The sequence below is a fragment of the Paenibacillus sp. PastM-3 genome (assembly GCF_029893965.1).
In the GTDB taxonomy this organism is placed as follows: Bacteria; Bacillota; Bacilli; order Paenibacillales; family Paenibacillaceae; genus Paenibacillus_AQ.
In genome coordinates, this window is record NZ_JARXXP010000008.1 from 104379 (window position 1) to 118300 (window position 13922).

Here is a 13922-nt window from a genome sequence, read left to right on the forward strand (position 1 = left end):
TATTGATCGTTAAACGCGGCGACGTTTTTTTTGCCGACCTTTCGCCGGTTGTAGGTTCTGAACAAGGCGGAGTAAGGCCGGTACTGGTCATACAGAACGATATTGGCAACCGTTTCAGCCCGACGGTTATTGTGGCGGCTATCACCGCCCAGATCCAGAAGGCCAAGCTGCCGACGCATGTGGAGATTGATGCGGCTGCTCACGGCTTTGACCGGGATTCCGTCATTTTGCTGGAGCAGGTTCGAACGATTGACAAACAACGCTTAACCGATAAGATCACCCATCTTGATGATGATACAATGAAAAAGGTGGATGATTCGCTGCAAATCAGTCTGGGCCTGATCGATTTCTAGACCGGGACAGGAACCAATATTCGTGTAAACAGGGAAGACGTATTGCGTAGGCAGTACGTCTTTTTAGTATATACGGCTGGGATTCCGACAACAATTTTGAAGTCATCATAACTCATGTGCTATAATTAGACCGGTTGGTCGGTTTAAAAGGAGGTTACGGGTATAAAAGGACGTTCGGATGGAGAAGAGACGAAGAAACGCATTGTGCAGCGGGCAGCCAGCCTGTTCGTGCAAAAGGGATACGCAGCGGTTACGATGAATGAAGTCTGCATAGCTGCAAAAGTGAGCAAAGGCAGCCTGTATCATCATTTTCCAAGTAAGGATGAGCTGTTTCTGTCCATCGTCGAAGAGGATACGGAGCAGTGGCTTGCGGAATGGGATGTGATCCGGGGCAGAATCACAGGAATTGAGGAGCGTTTTTATGCGCTTGGAGAGCACTACGCGGGTGATTTTCAGAATCCGCTGATTGGTGGACTTGAGGAATACGCAAGATCCCGTACCCATTCGGAGGAGATTTACCAGCGGCTGTCACGGCTGTATGAAGCCGGGGCTATGGCCTGCCGTAATCTGCTGCAGGAGGGAATGGACTCCGGCTATCTGGTCAGCGGCAACCTTGAGCATTATGTGGTGATTGTCTGTGGTATGCTGGAGGGAATCGGCAGAGTCAGAGAAATTACGGCACCCTCAGAGGGGCCGGCGGAGGTAATGAAATATTACCGGGACGGCATACGGCTGCTGTTGCAGGGGATGCGGGCCTGAAGGATTGCCGGATGAGCGACAAGTCCCAACCTGCCGGATTAACGGACAGTTTGCATAAGCTTTTCTATGCCATTAATTAGACCGGATGGTCGGTCTTATGGTAGTTATAAAACTTTTTATAAATACGAATGGTATATACAAAATAGGCAGATATTTAATAAACATAACGGTTGTCAATACGGAGGGAAACACAATGTCTTTGCTGTTAAGAAACCGCGGCGCAATGCTGATGCTGATGATCAGTATCTTTTTAACATTTACGGGGATCGGGCTCGTGGTACCGATTCTGCCGACTTATATGAATGAGCTGCATATCGGGGGCAGTGTCGTCGGGCTGCTGGTAGCCGCATTTTCACTGACCCAGCTGATCGTATCGCCGCTTGCCGGCAGATTGTCTGACCGGATGGGCCGCAAAAGAATTATCGTGCTAGGGCTGGTTGTCTTTTCCCTGTCTGAGGTAGTGTTCGGTGTAGCTGAGCTGCCGTGGATGCTGTTCGTAGCCCGGATGCTGGGCGGGATCGGAGCGGCGATGATTATGCCTGCGGTTATGGCATATGTGGCCGACACCACTTCGATGGACGAACGGGCTAAAGGGATGGGGATGATTAATGCGGCCATCACAACCGGGTTCATTATCGGACCGGGGATCGGCGGCTATCTGGCGGAGTTCGGTATCCGTGTTCCGTTCTTCGCAGCGGCAATTGCGGCGGCTTTTGTAGCTATTATCACGTTTATTTTATTGCCGGAATCGCGGGTTACCGCGGCTGTCAATGATAAGGCGGCGGCTCAGCAAAAGAATGAAAGTCTGGTCGCGCAGCTGGTGCGTTCTTACCAGGAGCCTTATTTTGTCGGACTGGTCATAGTATTCGTCATGTCCTTTGGCCTGGCCAACTATGAGACAGTGTTCGGACTGTTCGTCGATCATAAATTCGCCTTCACGCCTAAGGATATCGCTTTTGTGCTGACCTTCGGCTCGATTGCCGGGGCAGTGGTGCAGCTGACTGCCTTTAGCTGGATTTTGAACCGTTTTGGCGAAAATAGAGTCATTTCCATCAGTCTGCTGGCTTCGGGCGTATTCATCCTGCTTACGCTGTTCGTTCATGGCTACTTCCTGATAATGGCCGTGACGTTTATCGTGTTCCTGGCGATGGATATTCTGCGTCCGGCGGTCGGCACCCAATTATCCAAAATGGCCGGAGAGACGCAGCAGGGCTTCGTAATGGGGATGAACTCTGCGTACACCAGCCTTGGTAATATTGCCGGACCGATTGTTGCCGGTGTCCTGTTCGATCTGGACATTAATTTCCCTTATGCGGCAGCTGCGTTTGTGCTGGTTCTCTGCTTCCTGCTGTCCCTGAGCTCGGCCAAACGGATGGCCCGGCGCAGTGTGCAGGCGAAGTAAGCTTTTGGCGTGCAGTGTGGTGATGCAGTATCCCGGTAACTTTGGCGCAGCGGCAATCTGTGATACTATTTTAGTTAGGCAATTATGAGATCAGCACGTGTGCGGAAAGAGGGATACTATTGGCAGCAGAGAATACGAATGCCGGCAATCTGCAGGATGATGCAGCACTCCGGCAGGAACAGGAACTGATCCTTGCGGCAATCGCCAAGGAGCTTGGCATCAGCCTGAAGCAGGTGCGGACCACTGTGGGTCTTCTGGACGAAGGGAACACCATTCCGTTTATCGCGCGCTACCGTAAGGAAATGACGGGCGAGCTGGACGAGAATGCGCTGCGCGACATTGAGGAGCGTCTGGGCTATCTGCGTAATTTAGGTGAACGCAAGAAGGACGTTATCCGCAGCATTGAGGAGCAGGGCAAGCTGACCCCTGAGCTGCAGGCGCAGATTATGAAGGCGGTCAAGCTGCAGGAAGTTGAAGATTTGTACCGCCCTTACAAGCAGAAGCGTAAGACAAGAGCAAGCGTGGCCAAGGAAAGAGGGCTGGAGCCGCTGGCGGACTGGGTTATGGAGCAGCGCCGCCAGGGCCATCCGCTTGAAGAGGCTGCTAAATATATAGATGCGGACAAGGGTGTGGACAGTGCCGAGTCCGCGCTGCAGGGTGCGATGGATATTATCGCCGAGAACATCGCCGATGATCCGGTGATCCGGGCCTGGGTCCGCCAGTATACGGCGAGCCAGGGAATTCTCGTCTCGGAAGCGAAGGATGCGGAGCAGGAGAGTGTCTACGAGAACTACTACAGCTACCGTGAGCCGGTACATAAAATGCCGCCGCACCGCATTCTCGCCATCAACCGCGGAGAGCGGGAGAATGTGCTGAAGGTCGGGATTGAGATCGTTCCCGACAAGATTCATGCCTTTATCACACGCAAGCTGATTAAGGGTCCATCTCCGGTTAAGGAGCTGCTGGAAGCTGTGACCGAGGATGCCTACAAGCGGCTGATCGCGCCGTCGGTTGAGCGCGAGGTGCGCGGGGAGATGACGGAGAAGGGCGAGACGCAGGCGATCTCGATTTTCTCGGGCAATCTGCGCAGCCTGCTGCTGCAGCCGCCGGTCAGAGGACGCAACGTGCTCGGCGTTGACCCGGCCTACCGTACCGGCTGCAAGCTGGCCGTCGTTGACGACACCGGCAAGCTGCTGGAGGTGGCGGTAACGTATCCGACGCCGCCGAACAACAAGAAGAAGGAGGCGGCGGTGAAGTTCAAGGAGCTGATTGCCAAATACGGCATCAAGCTGATTGTCATCGGCAACGGCACCGGCTCGCGGGAGACGGAGCAGTTCACCGCCGAGGTCATTGCCGAGGTCGGTGATCCGGAGCTGGCGTACCTGATCGTGAACGAGGCAGGAGCCAGTGTCTATTCCGCCTCCAAGCTGGCGGCGGAGGAGTTCCCGGATCTGGATGTGGCCGAGCGCAGCGCGGCATCGATTGCCCGCCGCGTGCAGGACCCGCTCGCGGAGCTGGTCAAGATCGACCCGAAGGCGATCGGGGTCGGGCAGTACCAGCACGATGTCTCGCAGAAGCATCTGGAGGAGAGCCTCAAGGCCGTCGTGGAATCGGCCGTTAACCATGTCGGCGTTGACGTGAACACGGCGTCGCCGTCGCTGCTCTCGTATGTGGCGGGAGTGAACTCGACGATCGCCAAGAATATCGTCAAGTTCCGCGAGGAGAACGGCAAGTTCACCACGCGCAAACAGCTGCAAAAGGTGCCGCGCCTCGGCGCGAAGTCCTATGAGCAGTGCATCGGGTTCCTGCGTATTCCCGAAGGGGAGAATACGCTGGACCGTACGCCGATTCACCCGGAATCGTATCCGGTGGTCGACCGCCTGTTCCGCGAGCTCGGGCTGGATGTAGCGAAGCTCGGCAGCCGCGAGGTTGCGGCTGAGCTCGCAGCGCAGGATGCCGAAGGGCTCGCCGTGAAGCTGGATGTCGGCGTGCCAACGCTGCGCGACATCCTGGAGAGCCTGCAGCGTCCGGGCCGCGATCCGCGCGAGGAGCTGCCGCTGCCGATCTTCCGCACGGATGTGCTGAAGATCGAGGACCTGGTTCCCGGCATGGAGATGCAGGGAACCGTCCGCAATGTCATCGATTTCGGCGCCTTCGTCGATATCGGCATCAAAAACGACGGGCTGGTTCACATCTCCCAGCTCAGCGGCAGCTTTGTCAAGCATCCGATGGACGTTGTCTCCGTTGGCGACAACGTGACCGTCTGGGTGCTCGGCGTCGATCTGAAGAAAGGCCGCGTCAGCCTGACCATGCGCCAGCCGCGTGAGGCTGCTGGAAGTGTGAAGTAGGCTGCAGCTGGAGTTATGTTATATGCACATTAATGTGCGTTTTGAAAACTAACGGATAAAGATGTCCCCAAGCCGGAAACGGCAGAGGGGACATTTTTTGGTTTCAGGGTTGGTTCCGGCTGACAAGGTACAACCTGTGCATTTTTCCTATATGTGGTATTCTTAATGCAGAACTTGGACTGCGCCCGCAGCGGCAGTTAATCTGGATGAGATTATGAATATTATTTTTGACATACCTTTATACGGGAGTGTGAAAGATGGAAAAAATGTTATTGGTTTGTATTATGATCATGGTGATGCTGGCTTCGGCTTATGGAAATATGGAAATGACATTAAATCCAAATGTTTCTGATGAGCCTAAATCTGCATTGGATGAGTCTGTTATTCCAAACAACAGATCCGAATATTGTGAAATGGAAAGTATAAATTTGGATAGTGAAGCTGAAAAATATGTCTATGGAACCTGGAAAGTGGAGAAGCATTTAGGATTTGCAAATTCGTATAATGATGCTTCTGAATATCCGACAGGGCAAAAATTTATTGGGGATGAAATGATCATCAATAAAGCCTTTTTTTCATCAAAAGGACTTAAAAACTATAGTGTTTATCAATATGAACTAAAAAATCCCGTATATGAGATTACAGCGACATGCTATAACTCTGATTCTTTTTACAGATTATATAAAATAGATCTCCCCGGCTTAAATATAAATGATGCAGTAAAAGTAATAAATATAAGTGACCCTTCTACAAAACTTAGCATACCTTTGAGTTTTTTTGTTGTTAATAACGATAGGCTTATCTTGTTAGCAGAGGCGACTATTTTTGAGCTTAACAAGCTTACTGATGAAACGAAACCGCAACCGGACAACTAACTATACGCCTACCCGCTGGCTGATATAGAACCACTGCCGGAACAGAAGCACTACCGGACCAACTGACCACGCCAACCCGTCGAGTACGATTGATCTACCATTTTCTAACGGACCGAGACGACGTTATTTTCACACTTCTAAGCTACGAGCCTATGTTTGCGGACTCCAGTGACGTTATCCGTGAACAAAATGTGAGAAGGACAGCGCATTTGTACAAATAAGTGCAACTGTGTCCGTTAGCGGGACAAACTGCTTGACAACAGGCAAATAACGCTTCCTGTGTCCGTTAGAATTTTGCGGGTATTTGAGACAGGTTTATAATCAAAAGGTTGCGGTTATTGCTCTGGGCACCAAGAGTAGTAGCCGCTTTTATATGTCTTCATCGGCAGAATAATTGTTGGTCAACTGCACAACGGATTTCGTCTGTTCATCAATATTTTTTCTCTCTGTGAGCCATTATACTGAAAGCGTGTTCAACATGAGTGTTAGGGGGATTAACGATGGAAGGATTAACAATTGGCTGGTATGGGGCATGGGCGGGACTGGCGTTAGCCATTATTCTGATACTGAGAAAGCCAGGCCATTCTGGATATGGGTACCGCTCCGCTGGCGGCAGCTGTCATGGTGCACACCGGAGCCACGGTTATCGACTCGCTGCCGCAGGGGAACTACTTCCACGTGACTGCAGACAGTATGAAAATGAGCATCAAGCAGCGTATGGGCGTTGTGCCCTACGAGGCGATTGTCGGCGGAACGATGGCGGTTGTGGCTACAGTGATCTACGGATTTTTGTTCTAAACTAAACATGGGGTGAGGAAATGAGAGAGAAAACCTTTGTACTGGCGCCGGATTCGTTTAAAGAGAGTATGAGCGCGAAGGAAGTCTGTATGGCAATGGAAAAAGGGCTGCGGAAGGTTTATCCCGATGCTGAATATATACATGTTCCGATGGCGGACGGCGGAGAGGGCACAGTCCAATCCCTGGTTGATGCCTCGGGCGGGCAAATGTACACAAAAGAAGTAACAGGGCCGCTGGGCCAGCCAGTTACTGCGCAGTACGGCATCATGGGCGACGGCCATACGGCAGCCATCGAAATGGCTTCGGCCAGCGGCATCCAGCTGGTGAATAAGGCAGACCGCAACCCGCTGATCACCACAACCTATGGTACCGGCGAGCTGATCCGGGAATGTCTGGACCGCGGCATCCGCAGCATCATTATCGGCATCGGCGGCAGTGCGACGAATGACGGGGGCACCGGAATGGCTGAGGCGCTTGGCGCAAAGTTCCTGGACGCAGACGGCGGGGTACTGCCGCGCGGCGGCGGCAGTCTGGACCGTCTGGCCAGCATCGATGTGTCGGGACTGGATGAGCGGCTGCAGCAGGTGCAGCTGATCGTGGCCTGCGATGTGACCAACCCGCTGTGCGGCGATCGGGGCGCATCCGTTGTGTTCGGGCCGCAAAAGGGCGCAACACCTGAGCTGGTTCAGCAGCTCGATGCCAATCTGGCCCATTATGCAGAGGTCGTCAAGCAGCAGCTTGGCAAGGACGTCCGCGACCTGCCGGGTGCCGGCGCCGCCGGAGGGCTTGGGGCGGGACTGATGATCTTTACTCGGGCCACTCTGCAGCGGGGCATTGAGATCGTGATCGAATATACTGGACTTAAAGAGAAAATGGCGGATGCCGATCTGGTGTTCACCGGTGAAGGCGGCATCGACTTCCAGACCAAATTCGGCAAAACCCCTTACGGCGTTGCCGCGACCGCCAAGGCCGGCGGCAAAAAAGTCATCGCCCTGGCCGGTTACATCGGCGAAGGCATCGACACCCTGTATGCAGAGGGCATCGACGCAATCTTCGGTATCGTTCCAGGCGCCTCCGAGCTGGACAAGCTGCTGAAGGACGGCCCGGCCAACGTCGAACGGACCTGTGAGAACATCGCCAGAGTGCTGAAGCTGGCCGAGTAAAACGGAGCAGAGCATATCACAGAGTAGAGGAACAACCCAAAAAGAGGCCATCTCCAGAGCATGTAAATGTGCTGGAGACGGCCTCTTTTTTTTGACTTGTACTATGGAATCATTTACAGACTGGAGGAGCGGTTTCACCGAGGGCTGGTTAATTATAATTAGTCACATTGTCACTTATACAATACCAGCAGGCCATAAGTAAGCTCCAGCAGCTGGAGCAGATTCCGTGGATCTTTGCCGGTCAGGCTCTCAATCCGCTTCAGCCGGTATTGCAGGGTATTGCGGTGGATGTTCAGCGCCTCCGAGGTCTGGGAGACACTGCAGTTATGGTTAATGAAGCTGCGCAGCGTCTCCAGCAGATCGGCGGTATCCTCCAGCTTGACTACTGTGCCGGCACTTGCGGTGAGATTGGCGTGGCTCAGCTTATAACGTTTTCATCAGCTTGATTAAAGCGGGAGATGTGTATTTTTAGAGAAGCCGGTAATTAAGCCGATAGGTACGTTTAGGCCTGGCAAAGCCAGCTGATCCAGCAACAAAAGCTGTCGCTGGGCCGTCTAACCTATATCAGCAACAAGCTAAGGAGGGATTTTATGCATACTGTAAAAAAGACGGGTAAGCTGACCCTGGCTGCCGCGGCGTTCGTACTTCTTGCTGCCTGCAGCAATACACCGGCAGCGGAGCCGGAGGCTACAGCAACACCGGTACAGACAGAACAGCCTGCTGCGGAGACGCCGGCACCAAGCCAGTCACCGGAACCTTCAGCAGCGCCATCTGCTTCTGCATCCCCGTCCGCAGTACCGGACGAAGGGACACCTCCGACAGCACTCGAAGCAGCCTCGACAGTAATGAGCGCATTGGAGAACGGCAACATGGACACCCTGTCCGCCTGGGTATCGAGGGATCACGGTGTACGCTTTTCACCCTATGGATATGTGGACACTGAGAACGACCTTGTGTTCACGCAAGAGGAGATCAGCGGTTTGATGGAGGACACCGAACAACGCACCTGGGGAAGCTTCGCCGGAAGCGGAGAGCCGATCAAGCTGACTTTTGCCGAGTATTTCAAACGGTTTGTGTATGATGCCGATTTCGCAAAGGATGCGAAGATTTCCTTGAACAAGGCAGAGAATAAAGGGACGATGATCAACAACATTAATGAAGTGTACCCCGCAGACAAATATGACTATGTAGATTACCACATCAGCAGTATTGATCCGCAGTATCAGGGGATGGACTGGCGCAGTCTGCGGCTGGTGTTTGAGAAGATAGGGGAGGACCGAATTCTGGCGGGGATTGTGCATGATGAGTGGACGCCTTAACTAAATAGAACTGTTTAAAGGAGACGCAATCCCGTCACGGTGGGAATCTGCGTTTTCTTTTGTTTTTTGAAATTGTAAAATTTTAGAAACTTTTATGTCATCAAATCGTAGTAAATAAAAAAAGTGAGGTGTTCACCATGAATAATAAATCGCTTACGACTGGCGTCTCTTTAGGCCTTTGCTTCGGAGTTATATTTTGGGTAGCACTTGATAGCATTTTGTTTGGCCTTATTTTCGGGATCATTTTTGGAGTCATCTTCTCCCAGGTTAATACTAATGAGTAATTTTCATACTTACCACACATGGATTTATATAGAGAAGAAAAGACAGTAGGACTAGCATTTGATGGGATACAACTCCACATTAGCAGCATAGATCTGCAATATCAGTGGATGGACTGGCGGAGTCTGCGGCTTGTAACTGAACAGGACTGTATTAGAAGACGCAATCCCGTCATGGTGGGAATCTGCGTTTTCTGTTTGTTTCATGATTTTTACGGCTGGCATGCCACCTGAAAGCATGGTGTAATGTATCGTCGTACTGCGCAACAAAGGTCGATTGAATTAACAGCGTTCAGCAAACCGCCAACTTGAAAATATTGACATTTGATTATAAAATCAAACAAAGGCGGTGTTAACAATGAACTTAGTACAATTCTTGTTGTTTGGAGCATTTAGTTTTTTTATTCTCTTGTTAGGTTTCATCCTCGTCAAGGCATTACTTACAAGAAAATTACCAAGTAATAATTACACTCCATTTGACTACATCACAGCTCAATCTCCTATTGAGTTTCATGTTGAGAAAAAAGAGATAGAAGAAAATGCTGACCATGGTGATGATAAGGACAAAAACATCATTCTGTTATCAAAACGCCCCTCTCTTCCCTAGACGCAATATGCGTCACATCAGCACTCGAACTGCAATCATTCATTTAAAGCCTAATGTGTCTAAAACTAATTAGCAGTAAGTAAGGAGATAGTGAAATTGGTGCATAAAAAGAAATACTTCACCCTTTTACCACCGTTCCTCATTCTAGGGATCATCTTAGCTTACAATCTTCCATACAATAAAAGATCTTATGCACTATTACTAACCACACTGGCTTTTTGGATTACTTACTATACTTGGATTTATATTGAGAAGATGAAGTTGAAGAAGAAAGAATAGTCTTTGTTACACCTTATGCGTCAAATGCGACATAAAACCTCCACTTATCTTGTTCAACTAGCTCCTCGTTTGCTGAATAAAAGCACCCGATCATTGATCTGCAGCTTTCTCTGTATTACAAACTATCGTTTCCCGTTAGCGTAATGATGTTAGGTTCGATCCGAGGGCCGAATGTCTCGAAGCGTGAATGTGGTGTTATATTAAGTCCCCTGACTTCTTGAGTTGCTCTTAAAATTGATTCTTGTTCTTAGTTAATTTACTAAATAAAGTCTTAGAAAGTCTCAGTTGTTCCTCCAAGACAAATAAATCTCCCCCTACTTCTTCACGATCCTTCAAATTCAAAACAAGTGTTTCAGATAACTTATATATACTTGTAAATACTTCATTGAACCTGCAGTAAATATTCTTGGATATTAGTTTTCCTTCCTTTGAAAATATTGAATGAATTATGTTCCTGTGACTCTTAACATTCCTTTGAACTAATCTTATTGATAAAACTTCATTGTCAACTAATTGAAATGTTATGAAGTTATTTGTATCAGGATAAAAATATACATGACGTTCCGAAATTGTATTACTTTTTGAAATTAGTAACCGCAATTCTTTCAACATAAATCTCAAAGTTGTAATTGGAAGACCATTGTAATTTCTAGTCGGAAAAGTGAGGTCTGCTGTTTCAATGAAAAATTCAGTCATAAAAGTACTGTGTTCATGAGACAAAAATATGTGACTTTGATCTATCTTGAATTCAAGTGCAGTTAGTTTCACTAAATCACTACTTTCAAATCGTTTATTAAGCTCTTAAGGGATTTCAATAATAACATATTACGAATTTCACTAATAACCCTTACTTGGATTATTCGCGAAGGTATTAAACTATCCTGCCCGTTAACGTAACAAGACACAGTCAGCCGGTCCTTGAGCCCGGCTGACTGTGTCTGTACTGAGCTATAGTCTCTCGTTAGTTGAATCTGTATGCTTTCTTTTACTACACAATATCTTCGTACTGTACATCATCATCAAACAGGACCGTTTTGTCAAAAAACAAAATAATACTCTGTCGAGGGAATTAAACTGTGCAGGATACTTTGATAAATTTGATAAATTCCACGAATATCTAATCTCAGTGTTATAACGTTATGTGAGAATAAAGAAAACTAAATAAGGAGACCAACATGGAAAAGCTAATAAAAACTATTCTACTAGCCATGATCCCGAGCATACTAACCATATTTTTATTAATCGAATACTTTCCTTATACTGGTCTTGGAAGAATTTTGAGTGTTCCGATAACCGTATTTCTTAATATTGTTATTTTATTAATCTCTATACTGATTACTCGAAAGATTAAGCCAGGAGTATATAAAAACTTGTATTGGATAACAGTTATTTTAAATCAAATAAGAGAATTAATATTTACCCGTACTTCAAATGAATAGAGCTAAAGGGAGCGTTAGTCAAATAAATCAACAGTAGACTAGGACTCCATTTTCAGTTTAAGACAGCTTGAGCTCTTTGTAATCGGCACAATACTACTCATCGTGCTGGGAGCTGTTACTTATGAGGTGGAATTCGGAGCCCTACACGGTGAAAAAAACACCAAAATGGACCGGTTGCCTCCCGATAACGTTCTATTCGAGATGCAATGACACCAGACGGGGCTACCCATACATAAACAGGCCGCACCTACCTTTAAGGTAAGCACGGCCTATTGTTTAATACAGCTTATTTCAATTTAATCGCTGAACCCGCACCAGCCGCATTGCCATCCGAAGCCTGCACTGTTGCAGTGTAGCCTTCCGGCAGGTAAGTCACAGCAGATGCGCTGGAGATGACCTGCGGATACATGCTGTTCGGATCAGGCTTGGTTACGCTGAAGTAGATTACAGCGGTTTTGTTCTTGCCGAATTCGATCTTGTCGATGGCCAGGCCGTAGCCAGGGTTCGGCAGGTTGTTAACGGTGACGGTAGCTTTGCTGATGCCGTCGGCCGCTTTTTCCAGCTTCACTTCCGCATCGTATTCATAGGCCGGAGCTTCTGTGCTGTCGTCCGGAGTGATCACTTCTTTGGCAAATTTGGCTGCATCGTGGATCCATACCGCTGCTTCGCTGCGGGTTACCGCTTCGGTCGGACGGAAGGTGCCGTTAGCACCAAGGCTTACAATCCGGGTATTAACCAGAATCTGCAGGCTGTTCATTTGCTCTTTGGTCATTTTGTCGCCGTCGGTTACGTTCGCATACATCAGGGTGACCGGGAAATTTCCTTTGCTCTGCAGCGCCTGGGTCAGCAGATGGGCGAACTGGGCCCGGGTGATTGTTCCGTTCGGATCTACGGTTTTGTCCAGAGCCAGTCCATTCTGCTTGGCTGCCACGAATGCGGAAGCATACCAGGCATTATCCTTTATTTTGTCAAAATAGTCGCTAGCCTTACCGGATTCGGTAGGGGACAGCTTCAGGCCGCTGACGATAAACTGCACGCCCTGGGCAAAGGTTACTTTTGCTTTTGGTGCGAACAAATCACTGGTTACTCCGTTAACAATGCCTTCACTGTGCAGTGCGTTGATTTTTGCTTCGTTGGCATCGCCCTTCATATCGGAAAAGGCAAACGCCGATGTTCCCATGGATACTGTTGCCGCCAGGATACCGCACGCTATTGTCAGTTTTTTAGCGCCAGTCTGGAATGATAATTTCTTCATGTGCCTCACCTCTCATACTCATAGATGGGGGAAAGCGGCAAAAGGTTGCAGACTCGCACAAATTCAATGCAATTTGAATGGTTAGCCGCGCAGCAGCGACTCCGCCCCATCCACAAAAATCTCCGTCCCCGTAACATGAAACGACTCATCCGATGCCAGGAACAACACCAGATTCGCGACCTGCTCCGGCTTGCCGGGAGCCTGCTCCAGCGGATGACTGCCCTCCGGGAACTCTACCGGAATCTTCACTTCCTCCAGGTCATCGCTCTTATACGTATTATCGCCAATTTTCGTATCAATAGCACCAGGACAGACCGCATTGACGCGGATTGCATACCGGGCCAGCTCAAGCGCAGCCATTTTCATAAAAGCAACCTGTCCTGCTTTGGAAGAAGCATACGCCGACGCACCCGCATTGGAGAACACACGGTTGCCGTTAATGGAGCTGGTGATGATAATGCTGCCGCCGTGCTCTTTCATTAAAGGAACGGCATATTTCACAGTGGCAAAGGTGCTGCGCAGATTGGTGTTCAGCGTCTCATCCCATTCATCCATGGTAAGCTTTTCGATTGGAGCCATCGTTCCGTTAATCCCGGCATTAACAAAAACCACATCGATCCGCCCCGCCTCCTCGCCAATCCGGTGAATCGCTTCCTCGATCAGTCCCGGGTTAGCCACATCGCATTCCATTACGGCGGCGGTTCCGCCTATATCTTCAATTGCTTGCTTTGTCTCATTGGCCTCATCCGGCGTACGGTCGAGCATATATACTTTGGCCCCGTGCTGGGCGAAACGGATGGCGGTGGCCCGGCCGATTCCCGAGCCTCCTCCGGTAACTACGGCGATTTTATTCTGTAAACGTTGATCTGCCATGATGATTCCTCCTAAAAGTGTTGTGGAGCCTTCCGGCACGTCAGTAACTAATACCCGTCTGACCCTTGATGAACCATCCGCAGCAGGCTCTGGCATTGATCCAAGCTGCATTTTCGCAGTACACTTATAGAATGAGAGCGTTATTATAACTTATTCGTACAGGACTGGAGA

The 13922-nt window shown here is 49.4% G+C and carries 11 protein-coding genes and 2 pseudogenes; 10 read left to right on the forward strand and 3 right to left on the reverse strand.

Features of this window, described 5'->3' with window-relative positions:
• Window positions 1–2 precede the first annotated feature (2 nt).
• The 7 genes and pseudogenes from M2108_RS14250 (at window position 3) to M2108_RS14280 (ending at window position 7698) form a co-directional block, all read left to right on the forward strand.
• Window positions 3–353, forward strand: a complete 351-nt coding sequence (locus M2108_RS14250) for a type II toxin-antitoxin system PemK/MazF family toxin (RefSeq protein ID WP_039870351.1) — start codon at window positions 3–5, stop codon at window positions 351–353.
• Between the two features lie 204 nt (window positions 354–557).
• Complete coding sequence (locus tag M2108_RS14255) at window positions 558–1112, forward strand: TetR/AcrR family transcriptional regulator (RefSeq protein WP_277470073.1); 555 nt, start codon at window positions 558–560, stop codon at window positions 1110–1112.
• A 193-nt stretch (window positions 1113–1305) separates the two neighbouring features.
• Complete coding sequence (locus M2108_RS14260; protein WP_346780564.1) at window positions 1306–2514, forward strand: MFS transporter; 1209 nt, start codon at window positions 1306–1308, stop codon at window positions 2512–2514.
• A gap of 149 nt (window positions 2515–2663) precedes the next feature.
• Window positions 2664–4862 (forward strand): Tex family protein, encoded by a 2199-nt coding sequence (locus M2108_RS14265; protein WP_277470171.1) that lies wholly within the window; start codon window positions 2664–2666, stop codon window positions 4860–4862.
• A gap of 257 nt (window positions 4863–5119) precedes the next feature.
• Window positions 5120–5737: a hypothetical protein gene (locus tag M2108_RS14270; protein WP_277470071.1), complete on the forward strand. Its 618-nt coding sequence runs from the start codon at window positions 5120–5122 to the stop codon at window positions 5735–5737.
• Window positions 5738–6313: 576 nt separating this feature from the next.
• A pseudogene (locus tag M2108_RS14275) lies at window positions 6314–6535 on the forward strand (GntP family permease); the annotation flags it as partial.
• Between the two features lie 20 nt (window positions 6536–6555).
• Complete coding sequence (locus M2108_RS14280; protein ID WP_277470070.1) at window positions 6556–7698, forward strand: glycerate kinase; 1143 nt, start codon at window positions 6556–6558, stop codon at window positions 7696–7698.
• A gap of 170 nt (window positions 7699–7868) precedes the next feature.
• Here M2108_RS14280 and M2108_RS14285 read toward each other — a convergent pair.
• Window positions 7869–8123, reverse strand: a pseudogene (locus tag M2108_RS14285) (PucR family transcriptional regulator); the annotation flags it as partial.
• 165 nt (window positions 8124–8288) lie between these two features.
• Here M2108_RS14285 and M2108_RS14290 point away from each other — a divergent pair.
• The 3 genes from M2108_RS14290 (at window position 8289) to M2108_RS14295 (ending at window position 9905) form a co-directional block, all read left to right on the forward strand.
• On the forward strand, window positions 8289–9017 hold the full coding sequence (locus M2108_RS14290) for a hypothetical protein (protein ID WP_277470069.1): 729 nt from the start codon (window positions 8289–8291) through the stop codon (window positions 9015–9017).
• A 137-nt stretch (window positions 9018–9154) separates the two neighbouring features.
• Window positions 9155–9301 (forward strand): glycine zipper domain-containing protein, encoded by a 147-nt coding sequence (locus tag M2108_RS31615; RefSeq protein WP_481856909.1) that lies wholly within the window; start codon window positions 9155–9157, stop codon window positions 9299–9301.
• Between the two features lie 355 nt (window positions 9302–9656).
• The gene (locus tag M2108_RS14295) at window positions 9657–9905 is read left to right on the forward strand and encodes a DUF3951 domain-containing protein (protein WP_277470068.1); all 249 of its coding nucleotides are present in this window, start codon (window positions 9657–9659) and stop codon (window positions 9903–9905) included.
• Between the two features lie 2004 nt (window positions 9906–11909).
• Here the strand turns inward: M2108_RS14295 and M2108_RS14300 are convergent.
• Window positions 11910–12878, reverse strand: coding sequence for an S-layer homology domain-containing protein (locus M2108_RS14300; protein ID WP_277470067.1), 969 nt, complete (start codon window positions 12876–12878; stop codon window positions 11910–11912).
• An 81-nt stretch (window positions 12879–12959) separates the two neighbouring features.
• Window positions 12960–13751 carry an SDR family oxidoreductase gene (locus M2108_RS14305; RefSeq protein WP_277470066.1) on the reverse strand — a complete coding sequence of 264 codons (792 nt, stop codon included), beginning with the start codon at window positions 13749–13751 and terminating at the stop codon, window positions 12960–12962.
• Window positions 13752–13922: the final 171 nt, after the last annotated feature.